A 22,879-nucleotide genomic window follows, 5' to 3' on the forward strand; every position below is an offset into this window, starting at 1 on the left:
CCGGATGATGTCGAGAACTTCGGTCAGGACGCGGGCTGCGCGAAGTACTCCGTCAGCGCCCCGTCGTAACGGTTGTCGACGAAGGTGGCGAAGTCGACCTCGCCCTGCAGCTGATCCGACTCGGCAAAGGCGTCGGCCAGCTTTTGCTGGGATTCGACGACACCTTCGTCGAGCGGGATCGCCGGTCGCAGGCTCCGACCCTGAGCGACCTTGCCGGCGCGCGGATCGATGCCGATGTCGGCGGAGTACTTCTCCGCCCACACATCGGGATTGGCCTTGGCCCAGTTGCCGGCGCGTGCGATACCGGCCACCAGTTCGCGTACCGCGGTATTGCGTCGCGGATCGGCCAGTGCCTGGTCACCGGCGATGCCGAATCCGTAGCCGTTCGACACCCCCTCTGCGGTCACGAGGGTCTTCGGATTGTTCTCGAGTTGCACGATCGCGGTGTAGGGGTCCCAGATGGCCCAGGCGTCGACGTTGCCGGAGGTGAACGCGGACAGCGCATCTGCGGGCTGCAGGAACACCGGTTCGACGTCCTTGCCGGGACCGAGGGTCAGATTCGCCTTGTTCAGCTGCAGCAACAGGTGTCCGTGCGCCGAGCTGCCCTTGGCGACGGCGACCTTCTTGCCGGCGAGGTCGGCGACCGAGGTGAGGGTCGAGTCGCCGGGGATCAAAATCGCATCGCCGCTCGCATTGTTCGAGAACGCCGCCACCACCTTGACCTTCGCGTTCGACGCGGCGCCGAAGATGGGCGGGGTGTTGCCGGCGACGGCGAAGTCGATCTTGCCCGCGGTGGCCGCCTCGATCTGCGGCGGCCCGGAGGTGAAGGTGGAGAAGTCCACCGTGAACGGCAGCTTCTCGAGCTCATCGGACGCGCGCAGAAGCGCCGCGGTGCCGCCCTTCTGGTCGCCGACGTGGAGTGTCAGATCCTGCAGCGAGGAGACCTCGACGGTCTCATCGGCGACGGAGTCGGCGGCATCGTCGCGCTGGACACAGCCGGCGAGACCCAATGTGAGTGCGGCAGCGGCCAACACGGCGGTCAGGGCGCGACGTCGCGAGGACCTGGTCCGAGGCGAGCGTGCGGGAACGTCGGTCATTCTCATGGAGGTGGGCGCTTTCGGTGTGGGCTGAACTGGGCGAGAGAGGTGGAGCGGGGTGTCAACGCGCAGGGTCGGCGACGCCGAGCGCGGTGAGGAGTTCGGCACGCAGGCGTGGGATCTCCGGGTCGACGGCCTCGTCGGAGTCGTCGGCCCCGGTGGCACCGGCGCGCGGGTTGGGGACGGCGATGTCCTCCACGATCCGGCCGTCGGCCAGCACGACGACCCGATCGGCGAGGCGCAGCGCCTCGTCGACGTCATGTGTGACGAGCAGTGCGCCGAACTGGTTGTCGCGCCATAGCGAGATCAGGAGTTCGTGCATGGTGCGCCGCGTGAGCGCGTCGAGCGCGCCGAACGGTTCGTCGAGCAGGAGGAGTTGCGGACGTGCGACCAGTGCGCGGGCGAGCGAAACGCGTTGTGCCTGACCACCGGACAGTTGCGCCGGCCAGGCACCGGTCTTGTCGTGCAGGCCGACCTCGTCGAGGGTCTTGCGGGCGCGTTCCCTGGCCTCGGATCTGCCGACCTTCTCCCGGACAAGGCCGAAGGCGACGTTCTGCAGCACGGTGCGCCAGGGGAACAGTCGTGGCTCTTGGAACGACACCGCCGGGAAGCCCGCGGTGCGGACACTGCCGGATTCGGTCTGTGACAGACCGGCGAGCAAGCGCAACAAGGTCGACTTACCGCTGCCGCTGCGGCCGATGAGCGCGACGATCTCGTGCGCGCCGACGCGGAGGGTCACGTCGCGCAGGACCGGGTTGTCGCCGTAAGCGAGGCCGGCGTTCTCGACCTCGGCGGCGTACGTGCGCACCTCGTCGTGGGCGGTGGGCACGGTGACCTCGAGGTCGCGGGTGGCGATGGCGGTCATGGGTGACCCTCTCCTGGTCGGGCTGGTGACGGACGGGGCGGTGCGTTGCATGTCAACGGTTCTGGTACCGGGTCGTGTGGCGCTCGAGGGCGCGCACGATGGCGTCGGTGATCAAACCCAGTGCGGCATAGACGATCAGGCCGAAGAAGATGATGTCCGTGCGGAGAAAGTCGCGTGCGTTGTTGATCAGATGGCCCAACCCGGAGGTGGCGGCGATCTGCTCGGCGACGATGAGACTGAGCCACGCGATCGCGAGAGCCTGGCGGAGGCCGACGAGGATCTGCGGCATCGCACCCGGGATGATGAGGTCGCGTACGGTGGTGGCCCGCGAGAACCCCAGCACCCGTGCGGTTTCCACGAGCCGGGGGTCGATCTGCCGGATGGCGGCCGAGGTGTTGAGGTACAGCGGGAACAGCGCACCGAGGGCGACCAGCAAGACCTTGGGCATCTCCCCGATGCCGAACCAGAGGATGAACAGCGGGATCAGGCCGAACAGCGGAAGCGCCCGGATGGCCTGCATGTTGGGGTCGACGATGGAGTCGGCGTAACGGCTCAACCCGACGAGCAGACCGAGTCCGACTCCGACCAGGACACCGATCGCGAGACCGATGGCGACACGCTGCGCGGACGCGGCGATGGCGTCGAGAAGCTGACCGTTGGACAGCACCTCCCACCCGGCCTCGGCGATCAACGACGGCGCGGGGAGACGCTCCTGCGGGATGATGCCGAGCGCACTGCCCACCTGCCACAGGACGAGAACAGCGACCGGCGACAACGCCCGGATCAGCGTGTACAGTCGCCGACTCTTCGTCGTGGCGCGTGCGGATGTCGAATCCGCTGAATCGGATTCGCCGGGCACATGTACGCCGGGCGCGCTGATACTCAGGGTCTGGTCGGCCACGGGGCCGACGCTACGAACCGATGCGGGGTCGGCGACACCCTTGAGTTCAGCCTGAGCGCAAGTCCCCTCCCAGGGGATGTGTCGGGTACCGCGCTCAGTCCCGCGGGATCGGCGGTGCGTGATCGGGCGCCATCATCGCCCCGATCTGCGAGAAGATCGGGTTGCCACCGTTGTCGTAGGAACCGTCGGGGCCGAACGCCTCCGCTTCGTAGGTCACCGCGACGGCGATGGAGATCTTCTCCTCCGGCAGGTATCCGACCACGGCGGCGTAGCCGTTGAACAGCGGATTCTGGACGATCCATTCCCTGGCGAGGACCACCCCCATCCCATAGGTGTAGCGCTCGTTCATCTCCCGGCACGTCGCGCATCCGGACAACGGCCGGGCGATCCCGCGGAGGCGGGTCGAGATCATCGTCTCGTAGCCCTCCTTCGAGAGCGTCTCGCCGGCGAAGAGCTTGCGCCCGGTGGCCTCGACGTCGTAGATGTTCGACGTCTGGATGGCACCGTGGGTGATGCTCCACGACGGGTTCCAGCCGGTGGTCTCCTCGTAGAAGGGCGTATCCGGCGGAAGATTCAGGATTCCGCGACGTTCGGAGGAGTATGCGTGCAGGGCCGACTCGGGAATCGTCGCGGTCAGGTTCGACACGGTGTTCGTCAGACCCAGCGGCTCCGAGATCCTCTCGCGGAGCAGATCTTCGACGGGCTTGCCGGTGATCTTCTGCAGCGCCAGACCGAGGATCACGTAGTTGGTGTGGGCGTAGTTCCAATTGGTGCCGGGCTCGTACAGCAACCGCTTGTCCATTGCGTAGGACAGCATCTCGTCGATCGTCCACGCCTTGAAGGGATTGTTGAGTTCAGTCCTCTCGAAGGCTTCGTTGCCGAGAACGTAATCCTGGTATCCGGAGGTCATGGTCGCCAACTGACCGAGGGTCACCTCGTCGGCGTGTGGGATCTCCGGAACCCACCTGCCGATGGTGTCGTCGAGGGACACCTTGCCCTCGTCGACGAGCTGCAGGAGGACCGCGGCGACGTAGGCGATCGCGACGGCACCGTTGCGGAAGTTCATGTCGGGGGTGGCCGGGATACCGGTCTGGGATTCACCGAACGCCTTGGTGATCACCTCGTCGCCGTCCTGGGTCACGCGGACGATCACTGCCTTGAGGTGCTTCGACGCCATCAGGTCTTCGGCGATCCGCTCGATCGCCGCGGCTTTCTCCGGGTCTGCGGAGGCTGCCGAGGTGGGCGAATCCGAGGACGAACCGGACGACCCGCAAGCCGCGAGCACGACGACCAACAGTAGTGCCACGACCACCGACCAGCGCTTTGCCATACGGTCAGCTTCTGGCATCGGCCGTCGTCGCGAGTCCGAACTCGGCGGACACGGCACACAAATGGCGGTACTTCGTGTTGCGAAGCTGTCCGGCGGCCGGCGGCGTACCGTCGTCGGTGACCCGACCCGCGCGACCCGAGGCGGCCTTCATGACCACTGCCCGACCGACGATGCCCACAGCGTTCATCGGACACGGCAACCCGATGAACGCACTCGAGCGCAACCGGTACACCGAGGCGTGGCGGGCGTTGGGGCAGGCGGTTCCGAAGCCGCGGGCGATCCTGGTGATCTCCGCACACTGGTACACCAACGCGACAGCAGTGACGGCCATGCCGCGTCCGCGCACCATCCACGACTTCTACGGGTTCCCGCAGGACCTGTTCGACGTGGAGTACCCCGCACCCGGCGCCCCGGACGTCGCCGAGATGGTCTCCGACGTGGTCAAACCCACGTGGTGCGGCCTCGACCTGGACAGCTGGGGCATCGACCACGGCACCTGGTCGGTTCTGGTGCACACGTTCCCGGACGCGTCGATCCCGGTTCTGCAGCTGTCCCTCAACGCCTTCAAGGACTTCGAGCACCACTACGAACTCGGCCGAAAGCTGGCGCCGTTACGGGAGCAGGGCGTGCTCATCATCGGCAGCGGCAACATCGTCCACAACCTGCGGGCGGTCGATTTCAGCAAGGCCGACAGCGGATACGACTGGGCCCACCGATTCGACGACGCTGCGCGCGAAGTGCTGCAGGACAACCCCTCTCACGTCCTGAGCCTCGACGGCCATCCCGACTTCGAGAATTCCGTGCCGACACCCGATCACTACCTGCCGCTGCTCTACGTCGCGGGTCTGGCGCAGGAGTCGCCACTGGATCTGCTGGTCGACGGACATGCGGCCGGATCGATCTCGATGGCTGCTTACACACACGGCCTGGACCTGGACGCCGGACAGTTCAGCGACGCGCCGGCCGCCGAACTGCCCGAAGGCTTCCCAGCGCTGAACTCCAACATCTGACCCGTCCCACCGCCGGCCGAGTAGGCCGAGGCGCAAGCCGAGCCGTCCCACCGCCGGCCGAGTAGGCCGAGGCGCAAGCCGAGCCGTCCCACCGCCGGCCGAGTAGGCCGAGGCGCAAGCCGAGGCCGTATCGAGGTCAGACCTTCAGGAAGTCGTCGATCTGATTGATTGCGCTGGAAGCACCTTCGACGACGCCCATGTCGAGCACCTTCTGAAGCGCTTCGGCGGAGTCGTAGGTGCTGATATACGTGGCGAGTGTCTTGTCACCCTTCTCGGCGAACGTGTATGCGTTGCGGGACTCGGGCATGTCGGTGAGCGGGTTGAGGTCGGCGTCGGCGAATCCGTCGAGGAAGGTGAATCCGCGCGGCTCGTCGACCGTCTCGACTTTCCAATAGCCGCCGAACTTCTCGCCTTCGGGACTGGTCATGTAGTAGGTGACCTTCCCGCCCGGCTTGAGTTCGTGGTCGACGACGGTCGCAGGGTAGGTGGGCGGACCCCAGATCTTCTCCAGCTGGCGCGGATCGGCATAGATCTGCCAGACGCGTTCGACGGGGGCGGCGAATTCGGCGTTGATGGTGATCGTGCGGGCGTCGAGGTCCGGGGTCACATCGATGACGGGCATTGGTCATTCCTCCGATGGTGTTGCAGTTGGTGGTGTTTCGAGCGTGAGCAGATCGTCGATGCGCGCGATACGGCCGCGCCACACCTGTTCGAGTTCGGTGAGCATCGACGCCACCGAACGCACCGCGGCGACATCGCCACTGGCGAGTTGTTCGCGCCCCTGACGTCGTTTGGTCAGCAGGCCCGCCTTCTCGAGCACGGCGACGTGCTTCTGTACCGCCGCGAAGCTCATGTCGTATTTCGCGGCGAGTACCGAGACCGAGTGTTCACCGGCGAGCACACGTCGCATGATGTCGCGGCGCGTGCGATCGGACAGCGCGTGGAACAGGGCGTCGGCCCTCTCCTCGTCGTCTGGCGATGCGCCAGTGGTTTCGGCCACAGCTCCAACATACAACCGATTGGTTGTATGTCAATGCCCACGCAAGAACTCGCCTTAGGCTGGGTTCGTGGACTCCGATGAACTTCGACGGCAGTGGTCGGCGGCGCCGCTCCACAAGGCGACCGGCGTGCCCTGGGGGATGCCTCGTGTGCCGGACATTCCCCTGCCGCCGTTCACCTCTCCCGACGAGCACCGCCGGTTCTCCCGGATGCTCGCGCTTCACCTGGCGCTGATCGATGACGGGTCGCCGTCCCCGTCGACCATGATCGTCAACGCTGTCATCACCGAACGCGGAAACAGCGGGCCCGATCTTCACCGCCTCGAACTCGATGTGACCATCAGGTCCTTCTTCCCCGCGCCGTGGACGCCGACAGCACTCGCCCGACAGCTGCAGACAGCTGGTTTCGGTACCGCTCCACGAGACCATCACGGTCGATGGGAGTGGCTGAACGATCCCGACTTCACCGCACACCGGACCGACGGCGGCTGGTTGATCGACGATCATGAGCGCGGCAGTCACCACTACACGCGACTCGCCCATCCCGGAGACCTTGTGTTGCTCTGGATGTCCCACTTCACGACGCGAACGCCCTTCCCCTTCGGCTGGGCCGTCGACGACGGCGATCTGACGGCTCTCGGCCGACCGGCAGCGGCGGTCCGCTCCGCGCTCGATCGAGACCGAGCCCTCCCCTATCTGGAGAACTGGCGGGCACGCAAAGCCGCAGGACTACCGGACGAGCGCTTCGGACCGTGACGGGCCGGCGTCACCGCTCGGTGACCTGTCCACCCTCGACGTGCCAGTGCCGGTCGACGCGCACATTCGCGAGCATGCGCCGGTCGTGCGTGACCAGAAGCAGTGCGCCGTCGTAGGAGTCGAGGGCCGATTCGAGTTGTTCGATCGCCGGGAGGTCGAGGTGGTTGGTCGGCTCGTCGAGCACCAGGACGTTGACACCGCGGGCCTGCAGCAGCGCCAACCCGGCGCGGGTGCGCTCGCCCGGTGACAGTTCGCCGACCGCCCGGTCGACGTGGTCGGCGCGCAAGCCGAACTTGGCGAGCAGTGTCCGGACGTCAGCCATGGTGTGGTCGGGCACGAGTTCGGCGAAGCGGTCGGCGAGTGGTGTCGTACCGGTGAATTGCCCTCGCGCCTGGTCGATCTCACCGATCGCCACGTTGGCGCCGAGCTGCGCGGAACCCGAATCGGGTTCGAGGTGGCCGAGGAGCAGTCGGAGTAGCGTCGACTTCCCGGCGCCGTTGGGCCCGGTGATGCCGATGCGCTCACCCGCGTTCACCTGGATCGAGACCGGCCCCATCACGAAATCACCTTGGCGCACAACGGCGTTGTTGAGGGTCGAGACGACAGAGCTCGAGCGGGGTGCCGAGCCGATCGTGAACTCCAGGACCCATTCCTTGCGCGGTTCGGCGACCTCGTCCAGGCGTGCGATCCGACTTTCCATCTGCCGGACCTTCTGCGCCTGTTTCTCGCTGGACTCGGTGGCGGCACGACGTCGGATCTTGTCGTTGTCAGGTGCCTTGCGCATCGCGTTGCGCACACCTTGGCTCGACCATTCTCGTTGCGTGCGCGCCCGCGCCACCAGATCGGCCTTCTTGGCGGCGAACTCCTCGTACTCCTCGCGTTTGTGCCGACGCGCCACTTCGCGTTCCTCGAGGTAACTCTCGTAACCTCCGCCGTACACCGTGTTCGTGTGCTGGGCGAGGTCGAGCTCGAGGACCCGGGTCACGGTGCGCGCCAGGAACTCTCGGTCATGACTGACGAGCACGACGCCGCCGCGGAGACCGGCGACGACATCCTCCAGGCGGGCGATGCCGTCGAGGTCGAGGTCATTGGTCGGTTCGTCGAGCAGCACGATGTCGAAGCGGGAGCACAGCAGCGCCGCGAGGCCGACGCGCGCCGCCTGGCCACCCGACAGCGCGGTCATCGGGGTGGTGTCCGGGTCGATGACATCGGTGGCGAGGCCCAGGTCGGCGAGGACTGCCGGCAGACGATCGTCGAGGTCTGCAGCACCGGTGGTGAGCCAGTGGTCGAGGGCCACCGCATACACGTCGGCGGGATCGTCGGCACCGGCCGGAGCGGAGTCGTCCGCGAGAGCCGCGGCGGCGGCGTCCATCGCCCGCGTGGCAGCCGTGCATCCGGTACGACGCCCGACGTACTCACGAACGGTCTCCCCGGGGATCCGCTCGTGCTCCTGTGGCAACCAGCCGACGAATGCGTCGGCCGGTGCACGGGTGACCGTTCCGGCCAGGGGTGCGAGGTCACCGGCGAGGACGCGCAGCAGCGTCGTCTTGCCTGCTCCGTTCGCTCCGACCACCCCGACCACATCGCCGGGCGCGACGGTGAGGTCGAGATGATCGAACAGGACGCGGTGGGCGTATCCGCCCGCGACGTCCTTGGCGACGAGAGTTGCGGTCATCGGTCAATGGTCGCACCACCGGTGGCCCCGTCCGTGGGCGGTCAGCTCCGGGTCGGCTCGGCGGCCGGTCCGTCGTCGGACGCCCGGCCCAGAGCGAACTTCCCGTTGCCGAACATCAGCGGATACAGGATGCCGCCCATGAGGCCGCCCAGCAGCGGTGCGACCCAGAACAACCACAGCTGACCGGGTGCCCCGTTGCCGTTGAAGAACGCGACCGCCGTCGAACGCGCCGGGTTCACCGACGTGTTGCTGATCGGAATCGAGACCAGGTGGATCACCGTCAGCGTCAGACCGATGGCCAGCGGACCGAATCCGGCGGGCGCCCGGCCGTCGGTGGCACCGAGCACCACGAGCAGGAAGAACGCGGTGAGGACCGCCTCGGCGATCAGCACCGCGACGAGACTGTAGTTGTTCGGCGAATGGTCGCCGTAACCGTTGGCCGCCATGTTGCCGGTCGCCTCGAACCCCGGCTTGCCGTTGGCGATGGCATAGAGCAGGGTGCCGGCGAGGAGCCCGCCGACGACCTGCACGATCCAGTAGCCCGGTAGATCCTTGACCGGGAGGCGACCGCCGATGACCGCACCCAGCGTGATCGCCGGGTTGAAGTGCGCGCCCGAGACATGCCCGACCGCGTAGGCCATCGTGACGACCGTCAGCCCGAACGCCAACGCGACGCCGAGCAACCCGATGCCCAACTGGATCAGGGTATCTCTGTCGTCGCCGGCGCTCGCGACGTATTTGGCCGCGAAGATCGCGCTGCCACAACCTGCCGAAGACCAACCAGAAGGTGCCGAACAACTCGGCCAGCAACCGGCGTGGAGTACTTGCCATGAGACCGTTCTCCTCTGCCCGGCTCGTCGATCACGGGCACGGCAGCGCCGAGCCGGGTACCCCACCACCGCATACCGAGTGGAACGCAGCCACGCACGCGGTGTCCGGCGGTTCACGGATCCCATGCCCAGAAGTAACCCCCGTGTCCTTCAGTTCGGGGACGAGCCGGGGACCAGCGGACGATCGGGGTTGCTCGCCGTCGCCATCGTCGAACCGTCGAGGATCGCCACGTCGTCACGACCGCCGATGAGCATCCCTCGGCATTCTCATTCGACCGCATGAAATACGGCGTTCGTCACGCCGTGGAAACCGCTTGAATCCGCCCCGGTTCTCCACCCTCGAACCATCGATGACCTGCGAAGACAATTCGGCCATCCCGCACGATCCGGTTTTCTCGGACACCACCGTGGGCCTCTTTGCGCGCGGTACTCTCCCCGAGTCGACGACCGCACTGAGTCATGGGTCGCGTTCCGCTGAGAAAAGGAGCCAATCGTGGGCAGTCCCTACGACCCGAATGAGCCCACCCGGCTCGGCCCGCAGGGTGGACAACCCGCGCCCGGTCAGCAGCCGTATGGTCAGCAACCCCATGGGCAGCAGCCCTACCCGCAGCAGCAACCCCATGGCCAGCAGCCGTACCCGCAGCAGCAGCCCTATGGCCAACAGCCGTACGGGCAACAGCCCTATGGGCAGCAACAACCGTTCGGGCAGCAGCCCTACGGTCAACAGCCGTACGGTCAGCAACCGCCTCCTCCCCCGTCGTCGTCCGGCGGCGGCAAGAAGTGGTGGTTCATCGGCGGCGGCGGACTCCTACTCGTGCTCATCGTCGTCGTGGCGGTCGTCCTGGCGTTCACACTGGGCGGCGACAACAATTCCGACGAGCCGAAGGTGCCGACCGCGTCGGCCGTCGCCATGCTGCTCCCGGAGGCCGAATTCCCCGACATCACCGGCGAATTCACACTGGACACCGAGCAGTCCGACGAGGACGACGGCACCAGCGTCGACAACGAGAAGTGCGCGCGACTGGTGGAGAGCCCCGACACCACCGCCGAGTACGCCGAACGCCAGCTCAGCGAAACCGCCGACTCGGGAGAGGTCTTCTTCGGTCTCGACGAGTACAGCGTCGACGTGACCAAGCCCGCCGACGGAAGCTACCAGGACTTCGACGAGATCCTCTCCGCCTGCCAATCCTTCACTCTGAATCTGGAGGAGGACGGCGAGACCGTGCCGGTCGCGATCAAGCTCGAGAAGCAGAACCTGCCGATCAGTGGCGACTACAAGGCATTCCGGATGACCGGCGAGTTCACCATCTCCGACATCGAGGTCCACATGGTGGGCACCCTGGCGGTCGGCGAAGAGCGCGGTGTGTCGTTCTCGGTGGCCCACAACACCTTCAGCGACAGCGCGCCGTCGGTCAGCTCGGAGGTCACCAGCAGCCTCGCCGAGATGTTCACCGCGCAGCGTCAGCAGATCAAGGACGCCGCGTAACCCGACGCTCCGAGGCGGTTGAGACTCACACCGATCGGGTACGACACCAAGGCACTGTGTACCGCGAGAGAAAGAGGTGAGTGTGGCCGGCACGGACGCATTCGACAAGATGGTCGAGGTCATCGACTACCCGGTGTTCGTGATCACGACCGTCGCCGAAGGTCGACGGTCAGGATGTCTCGTGGGGTTCGCGACCCAGACGAGCATCGACCCCCGGCGCTTCCTGATCGGGATCTCCCAGGCCAATCACACGCACGGCGTCGCAACGGCCGCCGAGTATCTCGCGGTTCACCTGATACCGAGCGATCATAAGGAACTCGCCGAACTGTTCGGAGGACAGACGGGCGACGAGGTCGACAAGTTCGAGCGATGCCGATGGTCGGCGGGCCCGCACGGTCTGCCGATCCTCGAAGACTCGGAAATGTGGTTCGCCGCACGGATTCTCGATCGCATCGACGTCGGCGACCACACCGCGCACATCGTCGAGCCGATCGACGGCGCGGTGTTGGTCGACGACCCTTCGCGCGATTCCTGGGTCAGCTTCGCCGACACCCGCCACATCGAGCCCGGACACGACGCATGAGCGACACGACCAACGAGGAGCACGGTCCGGGCTTCGACGCCCCGGCCTTCGCCGAACGCCTCTACGCCGACTTTCCCGAAGGGCTCCGCACCAACATGGTGATGAGCATCGACGGCTCGGTGAGTTTCCGCGGTAAGGTCGGCCCGTTGTCCTCACCGGCTGACCGTGCCCTATTCCACGCGCTCCGCGCACTCTCGGACGTCGTGCTCGTCGGTGCGGCGACCGCGCGCGTCGAAAAGTACGGTCCCGCGACCCTCTCCCCCGAGCTGGCCGAATTGCGTTCGCGCACTCACGGGTCGGGAAGCTCGGACATCCCGCGACTGGCGATCGTCTCGCTGTCCTGCGCACTGCCCGAACGGTCTCTCGACGTACCGCCGGAGCATCGACCGATAGTCATCACCTCCGCGCAGGCGGACACCTCCGCGGTGCGGGACCGAGCGGAGATCATCGCCGTGGGAGACGACGGCATCGACCTGCCCGCCGCGATCGGCGAACTCCGTGCACGAGGACTGCGACGGATCAACTGCGAAGGCGGGCCGAGCCTGCTCGACAAACTGTCCGAAGCCGACCTCGTCGACGAGTTCTGCGTGACCCTGGCGCCCCAGGTGACCGCCGAGGGCAACCCGGTGACCGACCCGGCCGCGGCAGTGCTCAGTCCGCTCGACGCCCCTCGTCGATTCCGGCTCAAACATGCCGTCCCGCACGGTGACGACGTGTTCCTGCGCTACGTGCGGTGACATCGCCCGTTGTCGTGGACACAAGCACACGTGGTCGTCGTCAGCGGGATCCGACCGGGACGGAGCAGTGGTGTTGTCGTTGCTGACCATCGTCGACCCACGAAATACGTCGCAGCGCCGGGGCTTCGACCGTTTTGTGCGGCCTCGCTGTACTGGAATCTGATTCTGCGCGGACGTGTCTGAGCTAACGTCTGCGCCATGAAACCGGACCGCACCAGACCCATCGTCTGGACTCTCGCGGCGCTCGCCGTGATCCTCGTGGCCGTACTCGTCGCGCTCAGCGTCTACGCCGTCACGAGAAGCCGAGAGGACCGTGCGGTGCCCGCTCCGGTGACGGTGACGGTCAGCAACATCCCGACCCAGGAGCGACCGGCACCTCCGGCACCGCCTCCCCCGGTCACCGCCCCACCGACCCCGACCGGGTCGACTCCGACGGAGGGCGGCTTCTGTTACGAGTCGGAGGCACGTTCCTTCGGGACCGCCGCAGACGGAACGAGTCTGGTCTGCGTCTACATGGGCGCGTCCGGTGGTTACCGCTGGGCGCGTCACGCAGACAACGACGGATCGGTTCACAACCTCGGCGAGCCGTGCGACCCTGCGGTCGACAAGGTCGCCCAGGATCCGTCCGGAAAGGCGATCATGTGCGGCGGCCAGTTCTGGGTCGACGGCCCCTGAACTGTCGCATCGCTTCCGCCGGAAGCACTTACACGAGAGCGTGGACCGGCTCGGCTAAGCTCTCGACCATGAGCAAGAAGAAGAGCTGGAAAGAGCTGTCCCCCACCGCGAAGGCCGCGATCGTGACGGTCGCCGCGGTCGATGCCGGTACGCGAGTTTGGGCACTACGAGACCTCGCCGGACGGCAGGCCGACGAGATCAACGGCCCCAAGCGTGCCTGGGTCATCGGACTGTCGCTCGGCTCGACCGCCGGCATCGCGCCGGCTGTCTACCTGCTCTGGGGCCGCAAGCGCCGCGGGTGAGCCCGCGGGCCGCTTTGGGAAACCATCTGGGTCGGACACGCACTGGACGCCCCGGCATCCGATTCCGATTCCGATAGGGCAAGACCTGCACGGTGTCCCGAGACCGCACTCGAAACGCGCCGGTTCCGGGATACTCGAGGTGTGCAATCTGCAGCGTCGACCGGCCGCGCACCGAAGAACATGAGCTGGATTCCGGGCGGGATGTTCTGGATGGGGTCGGAGGAGTTCTACCCCGAGGAGCGTCCGGTCCACCAGGTGGGTGTCGGCGGGTTCTGGATGGACACCCATCCGGTGACGGTCGCCGAGTTCCGGCGTTTCGTGAAGGACACCGGTCACGTCACGACCGCGGAGGTCGCGCCCGATCCGGCCGAGTATCCCGATGCCGACCCGGCGCTGCTGGTACCCGGGTCGTTGGTGTTCACCCCGCCCGCTCGGCGCGTACCGCTCGACGACTATCGCCGGTGGTGGTCGTGGGTGCCGGGTGCGGATTGGCGCCATCCCGAGGGTCCGGGAAGTACGGTCGGCGGCCGCGAACGCCATCCGGTGACCCACGTGTCCCACTATGACGCGCTCGCCTACGCCCGGTGGGCGGGCAAGGAGCTGCCGACCGAGTCCGAGTGGGAGTTCGCGGCCCGCGGCGGCCTCGATCGGGCCCGGTTCGCATGGGGCGACGAATACACCCCGAAGGGGCGGTACCTGGCCAACACCTGGCAGGGCGAGTTCCCGTGGCAGAACCTCGCGGAGGACGGGTACGTCGGCACGTCCCCGGTGGGCAGCTTCCGGCCCAACGGTTACGGCCTGGTGGATGTGACCGGCAACGTCTGGGAATGGACGACGGACCGCTTCGCCGCCCGCCACGATCCGAACAGACGTGGGAGCTCCCCGGCCACGGCATGCTGCATGCCCGCCGATCCGCGCACGCTCGCGTCCGGGCCCGGCGCCGAGGCCCATCCCCGGCGAGTCATCAAGGGCGGCTCGCACCTCTGCGCCCCGAACTACTGCTTGCGCTACCGGCCCGCAGCCAGGCAGGGCGAGAGCGCGGAAACCTCCACCTGCCACATCGGGTTCCGCTGCATCGTCCGCCGCCGCTGAGCAGCGCCGGTCAATCCATCGAGAACCAGGCGCGCACCTGCGCCTCGTGGTCGACATAGCGTTCGCCTGCCACAGCTTTCACGGTCAGAACCTCCATCTGGTGGTTACGGTCTCGGAGCCGTCGAAGTCACCATACTGGGTTTGTATAGATAACTTCCGGATCTCCCTGAAGCACAACACCTGGCAACGTCGACAGGAGGTTGGTCAGTGGCATGGGGGTCGGTCTCCACTTCTATATGTCAATCAGGCGCTCGATGTCTGGTGGCCAGCACCAGATTGTCTCGCCTTCGTCGGTTAGGTTCGTGTGATCGTTCACTCGGATGAGTAGATCGTCGTCCTCGATAGCACGTGGACGGTACGCGAAGTCCCCGACAGACGAGACGCCCTTGATCGGCGGTATCCCTGGTTCGAACTCGACCACGAGATTCTCGTCCCACATCTTCTTGTACCAGCGCCTCAGTCGCTTGAGCTTGTCGTCGTTCATGCCCTTGCCACCGGTTCGCATGTACTCGCCGTGATCACGTAGCCGTCGATACACAACCGACTTCGTATGGGCGTGGTTGGTCTTCCACGGCCACGCCTCGTTCACGATCTGTCGGGTGGACATCTGTCCACCGTATGTCTTGAGGTGCCAGGACACAGCCTGCCGGGTCACGTTGAACATCTTCGCGATCTCCGTCTGGTTGTATCCCTTGCGCTTCAGGTCTTCGATAACCTCCTTCGAAAGCTCTGGGGTGATTATGTTCAGGTTGCGGCTCATGTTTCCCTCCATGAGTGAGGCGGGTTGTCCATTACAACCCATACCGCGACGAGACGTTCATCTACCGCGATACCCAGCTGACGGGGATCCTATCTCTATCGCAGACTGGCCAAGGTCGCACCGTGTCGGGCAGGAGCCACGACTGTCCGTCGGGCCCGGTGGTGGCCGGTTCCCCGTGCGGATTGATCGGGGAGAGCTCGGTGTCCTCGGGTAGCAACCCGAGATCCTTCTGCCGCTGCAGGATTTCGGCACGGATTGCCTCGTAGCCCTGGTCGGAACCTGCGCTTGTACCGGTCGGCCCATTCGGTGAAGACATGGTGCGGGGCGTGCCCGGTCTGTGGGGCCAGGTACATGAAGAACGGTTTGTCCGGGTCGACGACCCTGGCGTCACGGATGAATTCGATTGTCTTGTCCGCCAGGTCTTTCGACAGATGGTAGCCGTCTTTCGGGGTTGCGGGGGCGTCGATCGGATGGTTGTCGTAGACCAGGTCGGGGTACCAGCTGCTCGACTCGCCGCCGAGGAAGCTCCTGGATCACCAACGTCGGACACTGGATCTGGCGGCACGGCGCGACGCCGGGTCGACCCCGCGTCGCCGAACGTACGACCCTCCATCTTGGCGAATCCGTTTACGCTGCAGCACTTGGTATTTCAGTCGTAAGCGCCGGCCGAGAAGACGACCGAGTAACCGAACGAGTCCGGAAGAACTCCACCCGACCTATGTCACGGCACCACCCGGTAACGCAACATCATGTCGTGATCCTCGTGGTCGAGGATGTGGCAGTGCCAGACGTACCCCTGCAGATCCTTGGTGACCATTCCGTGCGCAGGCGTCGCACCGGCATGGTTGTGGTGCGCAGACGGTGCCGGCCGGTCGGCCTCCTGGCCGAGTGACGGGCGTGTCCAGGACTGTGTCGGATCGGAGGAGAAGATCGCGTCGGGGTCGAATCCCAGTTCGTCGGCCGTCGGGAAGCGGACGATGATCGACGTCACGTGCCCACCGGTGGCGTGCACGGTGTCCTTCCAGCCCGCTTCCCAGGCCGCCGGACCGCGCATCGGTCCCGCGTAGAAATCGCTCGGATCGGGTGCCCAACGGGTTCCGAGCGGCGGTTGCGGATGGGCGGCCTGGTACTCGACGGTCCGCAGTGGACGCCTTCCGAGTACACGGAACATCACCAGATGCAGGTGCACCGGGTGAGGATCCGGCGTGATGTTGATGATGTCCCATCGCTCGGTGGTACCGGCGCGCGGCTTCTCGATCTGCGGGTCCGAGTAGCGCAGATTGTTCAGCGACATGATGGCCGGTGGGACGCGCAGCGCGTAGGGCTGTGAAACACTCACCCGTCGCACTCGCGTCGGCGTGGCGATCGGCGGTACCGGTCTGGGTTGTCCGTGGCCGCCGCGCAATCTGGTCGGCACACCGCGTCGGTGACCGCGATCGGCACCTGCGATGAACCGGCAGAACCGCGGCATGGCGACCTCAGCCAGAATCGCCGCCTGGAATGGCGGCACGAGGTCGTTGCAGAGGTCGACGGTCTCTCCTGGTGCGAGCGAACCGAAGTCGACCAGTAGATCGAACCGCTCGCCGGGCGCCGCCTGGAACGAACGGGTCGCGACCGGAGCGTTGAGCAGGCCGCCCTCGTTGCCGATGACCCAGAACCGCATGCGGTTGGAGAAGAAGAGGTTCCACACCGAGAACGACGCCGCGTTGATCAGCCGGAAGCGGTACAGCCCACGAGCCACCGTCATCTTCGGCCACACCTTGCCGTTGACCAGCCCGCGGTCGCCGACCGCGCCTCCCTCCCACATCCCCTGCGGGACCACCGGCGTCGAGCGCAGTGACTGATGCCCGTCGGGGCGGAAGATCTTCTCCTGCAGGATCAGTGGGATCTCGTACTCGCCGGCGGGGAGCCCGAGTGGGTTCTGGGGCGTGCCGGTGTCGTGGTCGTCGCGCAGAAAGTACATCCCGGCGAGCCCGGCGTAGACGTTGGCGCGCGTGATCGCCATCGCATGGTCGTGGTACCAGAGGTGCCCGGCCTCTTGACGATTGGGGAATTCGAACAAGGCCGTGCCGTGATGCGGCAGCATCAGCCGTTCGGGGTTGCCGTCGAATTCCGGCGGGGTGGCACCGCCGTGGAGATGCATCGAGGTGACCGGCTCGTCGCGGTACCGCTCGGCGACGCCGTGCAGTGACGTGTCGAGGTCCGCCGCGAAGATGTGCTTGCCGAGTTCGCTGCGATAGTGGACGGTGGTCTGCTCGCCCACGTGTGCCTCGATGGTCGGCCCCAGGTACGACTCGTCGTTGTACGCCATCGTCGGCACCTTCGGCTGATCCCGGTGGAACCGGCTGCTGGTGGTGCGGGCGATGATCTCGATCGGCTGCGACGGCGATGAGGTGATTGCGCTCGGCACGCGAAGGTCGTCGACGTACGGGGCCATCTCCGGCGAGTGGAAGATGGTCGGCAATTTGACGGGCGGCAGCTCGATGTCAGGCACGGGCACGGCGCTCGACGAGCCTGCGCCGAGGCGGCCCGCCATCGCGGCCGACGCGGTGGCGGCGGCAGTTGTCCTCCAGAGAAACTGCCGACGATTGATGCTGTGCCCCACGCGATCCCCTAACCCGAACGGACTTGAAACGAGAGAACCATACCATCGGTATGGTTCTTTCGACCCGGCCGAAGCGACCCCACGAATGCAACACCGCCGCTGGTCGCCGTGGTGTACTCGGTTGCGAACATCGTCCGCGCCGACCAGAGAGGATCGCCCCACCGATGACCGAGTCCCGTCGGAGCGCACGCCTGAGCGCCACCGACTGGGTGGACGCCGCATTCTCGCTGGTCACCTCCGAAGCCGGCGGTGTGCACGGGGTCACGATCGCGCGGTTGTGCACGACGTTGGGCGTCACCAAGGGCAGCTTCTACTGGCACTTCAGAGACCTCGACGCCTTGTGGGAAGCGATGGCGGCGCGCTGGCAGGAGATGAACCGTCGACGCGTCGCCGACCTGGACGAGCTCTCCGAGGTGCCGCCCGAGGGCCGCCTGATCGCTTTGTCGACGATGCTCGTCAGCAGGGATCATCTGACGGTGGAACGTGCCATCCGGAATTGGGCGCGCAGCAACGACACCGTCGCCGAAACGGTGCGCAACATCGACACGGAGATCTTCGAGGCAGTCGAGGCCATCTTGCGGGAATTCGAGATGAGCACGGTTCAGGCCCGCTTGCTGTCCGGCGTCTTGGTCTACGCCGGTATCGGCTACATCCACGGGCACGAAGGCCTACCGACCATCTCCCCGGAGGACATACAGCGAGCACTACCCGGGCTTTTGTCGTTCACCGTGGCTGAACCGCCGGCCGATCCGGACGCGCCCGGTCCAGGCGTTCACTGACGCGTGCGATTCATCCTGTCGTGGGCGCAGTTGCAGGATCGCGACCCCGAATCGACGCGCTGGCCAGAGATAGCCCTTCTGATCCGGAGGTGGCGACTCTGCGTTCAGGACCGATCGCTCAGATCGATTCGGGCAGTACACATTCGGTGAGCGGAGCGAGATCCGGCGGCAAGACCGAACCGTCCAGCGGCTGCCAGCGCAGTTCGGCGATCTCGGCCGCGGGGCTCAACGTCGCCCTGTCCACCGGTGCCGAGCGGACGAAGACCGCCGCCTCGACGTCGAATCCGTCCTCGTTGGCGGCGACAGCACGGTAATCGCCGCGCGGCTCCAGCTGGGCGGGGTCGAGCTCGAGCTGTAACTCCTCCCGGCACTCCCGGATCGCTGTCTGCAGCGCACTCTCACCGGGTTCGGGCTTGCCCCCGGGAAACATGAATCGGGCGGTGCCGCGCTTGCGCACGGTCAGGACTGCGCCGGTGGTGTCCCGCAGGACCACCGCACTCACCCGGATGACAGCCGAATCGACCACAGGGGCACCTTATGTCGCGCACCCGCAGGCAGCGGACCCCGGGTGGGTACGACGTCGACGTACGCTCGAACCACTCGCGCAGCTCGTCCTCGAACGCGACGGCACGTATCGGGTGATCGCCGCCGGGGTGGCCTGGCACGCCGGGGCCGGTTCCCATCCGGGCCGGCCGACCGACAACGCGACTGGCATGTCATCGGGATCGAGGCGGTGAACGACGGCAGGGCAGCAACGATCTCCGAAATGAAAACACCCTTTCCGACGGATCGGAAAGGGTGTCTTCTTGTGGAGCTAAGGGGACTCGAACCCCTGACCCCCACACTGCCAGTGTGAATAGGGGTGTTGGCGGGTGTCTTTCGCGTCTCGCCGCGTCTCATCTGCCAGCGGTTTCAGGGTCTGATCTGTCTACCGAGTGTCGGCGGGTGATCTGCCGTCGTAGGACACGGTTAGGACAGACGAACGGGCGTTCGGATCATCTCAGTCAAGATTCACTCAACGGTTGGAATCGGCGCAACAACTGCGCCAGTCGTGACCAGATCCGACGTGCCGCCACTCAGAACAATCCCGGCACTCTCGGTCTGGGTGCGCAATAGCTCGGGTTGGGCGAGGGTCGCCAGGGCGTCCACAACGTCTAGGACCGTGAACTCTCGCCGATCGGCCAGGTATCGAGCAACCGTCCGAGCGGCGGGTCGCGGCAACGCTACTTCCTTGGGGAGCTGGGCATCTGCGGCCATGAAGGCCGTAACCACCTCCCATCCGAGGTAAAACGCCTCAACGAAGCTGCCGTCATAGGGAACTGGACATACAACCAGGTTTCGTTTCTCGTCGAGCCGTACACGGTCGGACTTGCCTTGCGCAGCGGGCACGATCCCAACGCGCAGCCCCTTCGCTCCTGTCAATGCGGTGGGATTGATCTTCACAGTCGTGCCGACCCAGTAGTCCGACTCGGCTGACCCGAGGAATAGGTCAGCGCGCCAAAGACCGCTCACGCTCTGCGGCAGTCCGCTGGGCGCACCCTTTCGGCGGAACGCCGACGCTGCTGACGTCAGATGACGCTTGAGCTTGACGGGACGTCCGCGAGAACCGGACAACAGTGCCGAATCGTCAGTCAACAGCTCAGCTGCCGTGTCGATCAGCTGCTGGGAGCCTTGTTTCTCTGCGCCGAAGAGTATCGAGTTCGACCGACCCTTGACCTTGCAGAGCTTGAGGGCGTCTTCCACACGTTCGGCAACATCCGCATGTCCGCTCGTGATGGCTTCGTGAACGGCGTACTCGAAGCAGATCCCTGTGTCGCCGTCCCCTTTTCGGTGCAGACGGGGGAGCATCTTCAGCTTTACGTTCTCTCTTCCCCCTGCCTCAGCTACAACGTCGGCCTTGAGGGCGTACAGGACGCCCGTCAGGATTGGCCTTACCACCGCCGTGATCGCAGATACCTCGTCTGCCACCGGGTTCAGTTGCTCTTCGCTTCGAATCTCCACGGGGTCAACGCTACTGTCCGCCCCCGTAGAAGACCGACAAAGCCTGATTGAACGCCAGAACAGACAACACCGCCGCTCCCATGGCCTCACGGGAGCGGCGGTGTTGTGTGTCCGGGACGCGGGACTAGGCGGACACCCGAGTTCACGTCACCTGTCGTGGGGACTATCCCCACGACGACAAGCCTAATCGGCAGACAGCCGAGGCCGGGTGATCCGCACCGGCCACGTTCCCGATCCGATCGCGGCCAGGTGGTGGGCGTTGTCGGTGTCGGGGATGTCGAGCGCGGCGCAGATGTCGTCGTATCGGGCCTCGGAGGTCTTGTGCAGGACTTGGGCGACCGAGACGACAGCGGGCCAGGTCATGTCGAGCAGCCGCTCGACCCGATCGCTGGTCGGCGGCACCGAGGCGCCGAACGTCGAGACGATCTGGTCGCGGTCGCGCCGCCCGCACCCGTCGAGGTGTCGCCAGACCTCGCGCAGCTGCGGACGCTGACCGGCTTGCCATCGAGCTTCGGCCCACGGTCCAGCGAACGCGACCAGCGGTTCGTGATCCGGGAGCAGTCCGTAGCAGCGGGTCACGCCGCCGCTGCGACCGTCGCCGATCGCAGCACGGACATCGGTCGCGCCGAGCAAAACGCCGGCCACCGCGTGCGCCGCTTCGTGCATCGCCAGGTGCAGCCGCGCCCGCTCATCAGGGGTGATGTTTGCGTAGGTCAGGGTGTCGGTCATGGGGTGATCCTTTCGGGTCGGGGTGTCGAGACACCGGCCCCGGTCCGCAACCAGTCGGGCCGGTGTCTCGACACCTGCGGCAGCGGGACAGGAACCGCGCCGCCTCGGGTGGACGGTCTAGGGGGTGATGCCGAGATCGGCCAAGGTCTGCCGTGCCGCCTCGGCCTCGGTCGAGCTGGTGCCGGTGTCGTTGGTCTGCTCGCGCAGGTTCTCGACGTAGGACAGTCGCCGCGCGAGGTTGGTAGCGGCGGTGTCGATCTCGCGTAGCGCGTCCTCGGTGTGCTCCGACACAGACAGCAGCCCTCGGGTCTGGCCCGGCGGGATCGCGTGCGCGAGGTAGTCGGCCAAGTCGGCGGAGTACGTCGCCGCGTGCTCGGTCAGGATCGCCGCCCACCGACCCGACCGGATGTCGTCGTCGGTGATCTCGGGATCGGCAGGCTTGTCGGCGAGCGCGACCAGCGCGCGCACGGCCTGGCCCCGGTTGCCGATCGGCACGTTCTGGCACCGGCGGCGAGCCTCGCGCTCGGCGAGCAGCACCGCCAGGGTCCGCACCGACCCGGCCACCGCGACGACCACGTCATCGACCTGGACGGCGAACGTGAGCGGGTGCGGGTCGGTGGCGATCCGATCGGCCAGCGGGCCGACGATTGCGCGGATCTCCTCGGTGAGGTCGAACCGACCGTCGTAGGTGACGGGCAGGTGCTTGCGCCGCCGCTCGCGCAGCTCGGCCTGCGAGTAGGTCGGCGGCGGCGTCGCCGGGCGGGGCTTGCGTCGGGCGCGTGCGGCGTCGAGTGCGGTCAGTGAACGGGTCCGGACGGGCATGGTGTCTATTTCCTAACGAGAGTCGGTGTTGTGGTGTCAGGCAACAGGTCTCGGGTCAGATGTTCGACCACCCCTCGGGCCTCAAGCGGGCGTTTCCGGCGCTGAGTACACCGCTCGCGCGATGGAGAGGCGATCCGAGGTGTTCACCCTCGGGAACATCCGATCGCCCGTCAGCGTCAAGCCGGGGATCCCGGATCACGGCGGCGATCCGCCGCCCGGCGTCGCCGCCGCTGACCGCGACCGCTTCGACGACCTCCTCGGGGGTCTCCAGCTTGCTCAGCAGCCCGGCGATCTGTTCGGCCCACCCGACATCGGAGATCCCGACGGCGGCGGCGACCGCGACGGGCATCGGTGCGTTGAGACCGAACAGGCGGCACCGGCGGTCGATCACCGACAGCACGGTCTTGATCGCGTCGAGGTCGCCGGACACCGCCGCGTCCCACGCTGCCGACTGGAGCGCGTCGAGCCGGTCACCTTCCACCGCCCGCAGCTCGGCCACGCCCTCAGCCTCCCGACGATCGAGCAGCCGCGATACTGCCTTGCGTGCGCCGCTCTCGTCGGCATAGCCGAGACGATCGGCGATCTCGTAGTAGGGCAGGCCGGTCCGGCGCAGCTCCAGCGCCGCAGCTGCGCGGGTGCGCTCGTCGGTGGTGGGCACGTCAGGGGTGGGCATAGGTCTCTCCAGTGGGGTTGGGGACGGACAGGTTTGGGCGGACGATGGCCAGTGCGCGGGGTCGGTCGAGGTCGAGCACCGCTCGGCAGACCTCGGCCAGGCCGTCAGCGTCGAGCCGACCGGCCAGGATCGCAGCGGCGGTCAGGTGCCCGAGGTCGGTGTAGTCGGGCATC

General features: G+C 66.5%; 24 protein-coding genes and 2 pseudogenes. 9 read left to right on the plus strand and 17 right to left on the minus strand.

Going from position 1 to position 22,879, the window contains the following annotated elements:
- Nucleotides 1-23: 23 nt before the first annotated feature.
- The 4 genes from IHQ52_RS20475 to IHQ52_RS20490 form a co-directional block, all read right to left on the minus strand.
- On the minus strand, nt 24-1,097 hold the full coding sequence (locus tag IHQ52_RS20475; RefSeq protein WP_035760331.1) for an ABC transporter substrate-binding protein: 1,074 nt from the start codon (nt 1,095-1,097) through the stop codon (nt 24-26).
- A 61-nt stretch (nt 1,098-1,158) separates the two neighbouring features.
- Complete coding sequence (locus tag IHQ52_RS20480) at nt 1,159-1,962, minus strand: ABC transporter ATP-binding protein (protein ID WP_024498242.1); 804 nt, start codon at nt 1,960-1,962, stop codon at nt 1,159-1,161.
- 52 nt (nt 1,963-2,014) lie between these two features.
- Nucleotides 2,015-2,848: an ABC transporter permease gene (locus IHQ52_RS20485; RefSeq protein WP_024498241.1), complete on the minus strand. Its 834-nt coding sequence runs from the start codon at nt 2,846-2,848 to the stop codon at nt 2,015-2,017.
- 109 nt (nt 2,849-2,957) lie between these two features.
- Nucleotides 2,958-4,193, minus strand: a complete 1,236-nt coding sequence (locus IHQ52_RS20490) for a serine hydrolase domain-containing protein (protein WP_238063871.1) — start codon at nt 4,191-4,193, stop codon at nt 2,958-2,960.
- A 170-nt stretch (nt 4,194-4,363) separates the two neighbouring features.
- Here IHQ52_RS20490 and ygiD point away from each other — a divergent pair, with 170 nt between their 5' ends.
- A complete protein-coding gene (gene ygiD, locus IHQ52_RS20495; protein WP_445614944.1) occupies nt 4,364-5,203 on the plus strand; it encodes a 4,5-DOPA-extradiol-dioxygenase in 840 nt (279 codons plus the stop codon).
- A 136-nt stretch (nt 5,204-5,339) separates the two neighbouring features.
- Here ygiD and IHQ52_RS20500 read toward each other — a convergent pair whose 3' ends face one another.
- Both IHQ52_RS20500 and IHQ52_RS20505 read right to left on the minus strand, forming a co-directional pair.
- Nucleotides 5,340-5,825 carry an SRPBCC family protein gene (locus IHQ52_RS20500; RefSeq protein ID WP_006435901.1) on the minus strand — a complete coding sequence of 162 codons (486 nt, stop codon included), beginning with the start codon at nt 5,823-5,825 and terminating at the stop codon, nt 5,340-5,342.
- Between the two features lie 3 nt (nt 5,826-5,828).
- On the minus strand, nt 5,829-6,203 hold the full coding sequence (locus IHQ52_RS20505) for an ArsR/SmtB family transcription factor (protein WP_096274349.1): 375 nt from the start codon (nt 6,201-6,203) through the stop codon (nt 5,829-5,831).
- A 67-nt stretch (nt 6,204-6,270) separates the two neighbouring features.
- Between IHQ52_RS20505 and IHQ52_RS20510 the strand changes: the two genes are divergently transcribed.
- On the plus strand, nt 6,271-6,957 hold the full coding sequence (locus IHQ52_RS20510; RefSeq protein ID WP_096274351.1) for a hypothetical protein: 687 nt from the start codon (nt 6,271-6,273) through the stop codon (nt 6,955-6,957).
- Between the two features lie 10 nt (nt 6,958-6,967).
- On the opposite strand, the gene IHQ52_RS20515 is transcribed toward IHQ52_RS20510, so the two are convergent.
- Together IHQ52_RS20515 and aqpZ are read right to left on the minus strand one after the other, a co-directional pair.
- Complete coding sequence (locus IHQ52_RS20515) at nt 6,968-8,632, minus strand: ABC-F family ATP-binding cassette domain-containing protein (protein ID WP_096274353.1); 1,665 nt, start codon at nt 8,630-8,632, stop codon at nt 6,968-6,970.
- Nucleotides 8,633-8,673: 41 nt separating this feature from the next.
- Nucleotides 8,674-9,463, minus strand: a pseudogene (aqpZ, locus tag IHQ52_RS20520) (aquaporin Z).
- Between the two features lie 492 nt (nt 9,464-9,955).
- Here aqpZ and IHQ52_RS20525 point away from each other — a divergent pair.
- The 6 genes from IHQ52_RS20525 to IHQ52_RS20550 all read left to right on the plus strand — a co-directional run bounded on the left by IHQ52_RS20525 (nt 9,956) and on the right by IHQ52_RS20550 (nt 14,337).
- Nucleotides 9,956-10,948 carry a hypothetical protein gene (locus IHQ52_RS20525; RefSeq protein ID WP_096274355.1) on the plus strand — a complete coding sequence of 331 codons (993 nt, stop codon included), beginning with the start codon at nt 9,956-9,958 and terminating at the stop codon, nt 10,946-10,948.
- Nucleotides 10,949-11,057: 109 nt separating this feature from the next.
- On the plus strand, nt 11,058-11,531 hold the full coding sequence (locus IHQ52_RS20530) for a flavin reductase family protein (protein ID WP_210738077.1): 474 nt from the start codon (nt 11,058-11,060) through the stop codon (nt 11,529-11,531).
- Nucleotides 11,528-12,268: a pyrimidine reductase family protein gene (locus tag IHQ52_RS20535; protein ID WP_238063872.1), complete on the plus strand. Its 741-nt coding sequence runs from the start codon at nt 11,528-11,530 to the stop codon at nt 12,266-12,268. The genes IHQ52_RS20530 and IHQ52_RS20535 overlap by 4 nt, the downstream gene beginning before the upstream one ends.
- Nucleotides 12,269-12,466: 198 nt before the next feature.
- A complete protein-coding gene (locus IHQ52_RS20540) occupies nt 12,467-12,943 on the plus strand; it encodes a hypothetical protein (protein WP_024498230.1) in 477 nt (158 codons plus the stop codon).
- A gap of 68 nt (nt 12,944-13,011) precedes the next feature.
- Nucleotides 13,012-13,245 carry a hypothetical protein gene (locus IHQ52_RS20545; protein ID WP_024498229.1) on the plus strand — a complete coding sequence of 78 codons (234 nt, stop codon included), beginning with the start codon at nt 13,012-13,014 and terminating at the stop codon, nt 13,243-13,245.
- Between the two features lie 180 nt (nt 13,246-13,425).
- Nucleotides 13,426-14,337 carry a formylglycine-generating enzyme family protein gene (locus tag IHQ52_RS20550; protein ID WP_051349582.1) on the plus strand — a complete coding sequence of 304 codons (912 nt, stop codon included), beginning with the start codon at nt 13,426-13,428 and terminating at the stop codon, nt 14,335-14,337.
- Between the two features lie 232 nt (nt 14,338-14,569).
- On the opposite strand, the gene IHQ52_RS20555 is transcribed toward IHQ52_RS20550, so the two are convergent.
- The 3 genes and pseudogenes from IHQ52_RS20555 to IHQ52_RS20565 all read right to left on the minus strand — a co-directional run bounded on the left by IHQ52_RS20555 (nt 14,570) and on the right by IHQ52_RS20565 (nt 17,633).
- A complete protein-coding gene (locus IHQ52_RS20555) occupies nt 14,570-15,097 on the minus strand; it encodes a hypothetical protein (RefSeq protein ID WP_035760339.1) in 528 nt (175 codons plus the stop codon).
- A 109-nt stretch (nt 15,098-15,206) separates the two neighbouring features.
- Nucleotides 15,207-15,621 (minus strand): annotated as a pseudogene (locus IHQ52_RS20560) (sulfatase-like hydrolase/transferase); the annotation flags it as partial.
- A gap of 197 nt (nt 15,622-15,818) precedes the next feature.
- Nucleotides 15,819-17,633 carry a multicopper oxidase family protein gene (locus IHQ52_RS20565; protein ID WP_238064301.1) on the minus strand — a complete coding sequence of 605 codons (1,815 nt, stop codon included), beginning with the start codon at nt 17,631-17,633 and terminating at the stop codon, nt 15,819-15,821.
- A gap of 233 nt (nt 17,634-17,866) precedes the next feature.
- Between IHQ52_RS20565 and IHQ52_RS20570 the strand changes: the two genes are divergently transcribed.
- The gene (locus IHQ52_RS20570) at nt 17,867-18,481 is read left to right on the plus strand and encodes a TetR/AcrR family transcriptional regulator (RefSeq protein WP_024498225.1); all 615 of its coding nucleotides are present in this window, start codon (nt 17,867-17,869) and stop codon (nt 18,479-18,481) included.
- A 118-nt stretch (nt 18,482-18,599) separates the two neighbouring features.
- Here the strand turns inward: IHQ52_RS20570 and IHQ52_RS20575 are convergent, their stop codons facing one another.
- The 6 genes from IHQ52_RS20575 to IHQ52_RS20600 all read right to left on the minus strand — a co-directional run bounded on the left by IHQ52_RS20575 (nt 18,600) and on the right by IHQ52_RS20600 (nt 22,878).
- Nucleotides 18,600-19,007, minus strand: a complete 408-nt coding sequence (locus IHQ52_RS20575; protein WP_024498224.1) for an NUDIX hydrolase — start codon at nt 19,005-19,007, stop codon at nt 18,600-18,602.
- Between the two features lie 485 nt (nt 19,008-19,492).
- Nucleotides 19,493-20,482, minus strand: a complete 990-nt coding sequence (locus IHQ52_RS20580; protein ID WP_238063874.1) for a hypothetical protein — start codon at nt 20,480-20,482, stop codon at nt 19,493-19,495.
- A gap of 183 nt (nt 20,483-20,665) precedes the next feature.
- Entirely contained in the window at nt 20,666-21,211 is a 546-nt protein-coding gene (locus tag IHQ52_RS20585; RefSeq protein ID WP_238063876.1) for a hypothetical protein, read from the minus strand.
- A 117-nt stretch (nt 21,212-21,328) separates the two neighbouring features.
- Nucleotides 21,329-22,033: a hypothetical protein gene (locus tag IHQ52_RS20590; RefSeq protein ID WP_238063878.1), complete on the minus strand. Its 705-nt coding sequence runs from the start codon at nt 22,031-22,033 to the stop codon at nt 21,329-21,331.
- Between the two features lie 55 nt (nt 22,034-22,088).
- Nucleotides 22,089-22,706, minus strand: a complete 618-nt coding sequence (locus IHQ52_RS20595; RefSeq protein ID WP_238063880.1) for a hypothetical protein — start codon at nt 22,704-22,706, stop codon at nt 22,089-22,091.
- On the minus strand, nt 22,693-22,878 hold the full coding sequence (locus IHQ52_RS20600) for a hypothetical protein (RefSeq protein WP_238063882.1): 186 nt from the start codon (nt 22,876-22,878) through the stop codon (nt 22,693-22,695). The genes IHQ52_RS20595 and IHQ52_RS20600 overlap by 14 nt, the downstream gene beginning before the upstream one ends.
- Nucleotide 22,879: the final 1 nt, after the last annotated feature.

Origin of the sequence: Gordonia amicalis (assembly GCF_022059885.1) — a bacterium.
GTDB lineage: Bacteria > Actinomycetota > Actinomycetes > Mycobacteriales > Mycobacteriaceae > Gordonia > Gordonia amicalis.

Bases quoted from the DNA above. Each gene is read 5' to 3' on its own strand.
- IHQ52_RS20590 (WP_238063878.1), bottom strand. From the start codon at position 22,033: ATGCCCGTCCGGACCCGTTCACTGACCGCACTCGACGCCGCACGCGCC.
- IHQ52_RS20550 (WP_051349582.1), top strand. From the start codon at position 13,426: ATGAGCTGGATTCCGGGCGGGATGTTCTGGATGGGGTCGGAGGAGTTC.
- IHQ52_RS20540 (WP_024498230.1), top strand. From the start codon at position 12,467: ATGAAACCGGACCGCACCAGACCCATCGTCTGGACTCTCGCGGCGCTC.
- IHQ52_RS20475 (WP_035760331.1), bottom strand. From the start codon at position 1,097: ATGACCGACGTTCCCGCACGCTCGCCTCGGACCAGGTCCTCGCGACGT.
- IHQ52_RS20570 (WP_024498225.1), top strand. From the start codon at position 17,867: ATGACCGAGTCCCGTCGGAGCGCACGCCTGAGCGCCACCGACTGGGTG.
- IHQ52_RS20545 (WP_024498229.1), top strand. From the start codon at position 13,012: ATGAGCAAGAAGAAGAGCTGGAAAGAGCTGTCCCCCACCGCGAAGGCC.
- IHQ52_RS20555 (WP_035760339.1), bottom strand. From the start codon at position 15,097: ATGAGCCGCAACCTGAACATAATCACCCCAGAGCTTTCGAAGGAGGTT.
- ygiD (WP_445614944.1), top strand. From the start codon at position 4,364: ATGCCCACAGCGTTCATCGGACACGGCAACCCGATGAACGCACTCGAG.
- IHQ52_RS20535 (WP_238063872.1), top strand. From the start codon at position 11,528: ATGAGCGACACGACCAACGAGGAGCACGGTCCGGGCTTCGACGCCCCG.
- IHQ52_RS20565 (WP_238064301.1), bottom strand. From the start codon at position 17,633: ATGGCGGGCCGCCTCGGCGCAGGCTCGTCGAGCGCCGTGCCCGTGCCT.
- IHQ52_RS20585 (WP_238063876.1), bottom strand. From the start codon at position 21,211: ATGACCGACACCCTGACCTACGCAAACATCACCCCTGATGAGCGGGCG.
- IHQ52_RS20500 (WP_006435901.1), bottom strand. From the start codon at position 5,825: ATGCCCGTCATCGATGTGACCCCGGACCTCGACGCCCGCACGATCACC.
- IHQ52_RS20515 (WP_096274353.1), bottom strand. From the start codon at position 8,632: ATGACCGCAACTCTCGTCGCCAAGGACGTCGCGGGCGGATACGCCCAC.
- IHQ52_RS20490 (WP_238063871.1), bottom strand. From the start codon at position 4,193: ATGGCAAAGCGCTGGTCGGTGGTCGTGGCACTACTGTTGGTCGTCGTG.
- IHQ52_RS20530 (WP_210738077.1), top strand. From the start codon at position 11,058: ATGGTCGAGGTCATCGACTACCCGGTGTTCGTGATCACGACCGTCGCC.
- IHQ52_RS20595 (WP_238063880.1), bottom strand. From the start codon at position 22,706: ATGCCCACCCCTGACGTGCCCACCACCGACGAGCGCACCCGCGCAGCT.
- IHQ52_RS20600 (WP_238063882.1), bottom strand. From the start codon at position 22,878: ATGCCCGACTACACCGACCTCGGGCACCTGACCGCCGCTGCGATCCTG.
- IHQ52_RS20480 (WP_024498242.1), bottom strand. From the start codon at position 1,962: ATGACCGCCATCGCCACCCGCGACCTCGAGGTCACCGTGCCCACCGCC.